The sequence below is a fragment of the Lentibacillus sp. L22 genome (genome assembly GCF_040812445.1).
Taxonomy (GTDB): domain Bacteria; phylum Bacillota; class Bacilli; order Bacillales; family Amphibacillaceae; genus Lentibacillus_C; species Lentibacillus_C daqui.
Window position 1 is genome coordinate 1 of the sequence record NZ_JBFNXI010000105.1, and the last position, 1,244, is coordinate 1,244.

Consider the following 1,244-nt stretch of genomic DNA (forward strand, 5'->3'; position numbering starts at 1 on the left):
TCAGAAAACAAATCCCAATTCCGAGGATACTCTATTAATTTACACAAACTTATTGACAGTACCCTAAACAGTCTACCAGTTATGCTGAAATTAGTGACTATCTAGAGTGGAACAGTCCATTTCCCAATGCGTTAATGGTGTTTGATGAGTTATGGGAATTATATCAGTCAAAGTAACATTCCACATTTCAGGTATGCCAACGTTTGTAAAAGATTGGTATACTTTTAGGCAAAATTTAAACAAACGTTTGATCAATTTTTAAATGTAACCGGACGATTGTATACGTCATATATTCCTGATTATTCGTCTCTATTTCGCAAAACTTTTCATATTGTAACAGAGGTTTGTTATAATTTGCGGTTACCCGGGAAATATTGATTTTGCATTAACCGGCAGCAGAATCATTGCGCCAGTGGTGATCGGGTATTGGTCGTCTAAAAAAGCTTTTACGAACAAAAATCGTAAAGGCTTTATTTAGTTGCAGCTGCCTACACTCTTCACACATAAATACGTACAATAATTTAGATACTATATACGAAAAGAGGGATAACAATGGCATTCCCATTTCAACAGACACCGCCTAATTTCCCGCCAAATCAAATGTCAATGTTTCGAGGTCTCCGAGGTCCGGTAAATCGTGCCCCAGGAAATATGATGTTTCCAACAAGAGCAATGCCACCTGCAGCACCGCGGGGTAATTTCATGCAAAACATCCTCGGAAGATTTATGGGATCAGGGGGAGGGGGCATGCAGCAAGCCGCATCAATACCAACGCAGGCTGCCGCAAGTGGTGGCGGTCTTACGAATACACTAAATAATGTGCAACAAGTATTAAAAGTGATGCAACAGACCGCGCCAATGGTTCAAGAGTATGGGCCAATGGTTAAAAATTTGCCCGCTATGTTCCGTATGATGAAAGCTTTTAAGGATTCAGACGGTGATGCTGCTGATAATGATGATAATGAATCAGTGGAAGGAAGCGGACAGCCAGAAGAAAAACAAACAAAGGAAACTGATGAACAAGAAAAAAGCAATAGCAAAAGCCCTAATAGATCGAAAAGTGAAAAAAACACTTCAACCAGAGATGACGGGGAAACAACAGTGTACGACAAGAAAAAGACAACTTCTAAAAGGACGACAAATGATGGCCAATCAAAACCGATGTTGTTCATTTAAAGTGTGTGTTCAAAAAGGAGGATAAAAAGGACCGAGAAGTTCTAGGCGGCGTAGCTTTGAGCACCGGA

General features: G+C 40.1%; 1 protein-coding gene and 1 pseudogene. Both read left to right on the forward strand.

Translation table 11 applies throughout. From position 1 onward, the window contains the following. Positions 1–68 precede the first annotated feature (68 nt). Positions 69–176 (forward strand): annotated as a pseudogene (locus ABRT01_RS18225) (YozE family protein); the annotation flags it as partial. Positions 177–672: 496 nt separating this feature from the next. Beyond that, entirely contained in the window at positions 673–1,176 is a 504-nt protein-coding gene (gene vrrA, locus ABRT01_RS18230; protein ID WP_269412538.1) for a VrrA/YqfQ family protein, read from the forward strand. Positions 1,177–1,244: the final 68 nt, after the last annotated feature.

Bases quoted from the DNA above. Each gene is read 5' to 3' on its own strand.
- vrrA (WP_269412538.1), top strand. From the start codon at position 673: ATGCCACCTGCAGCACCGCGGGGTAATTTCATGCAAAACATCCTCGGA.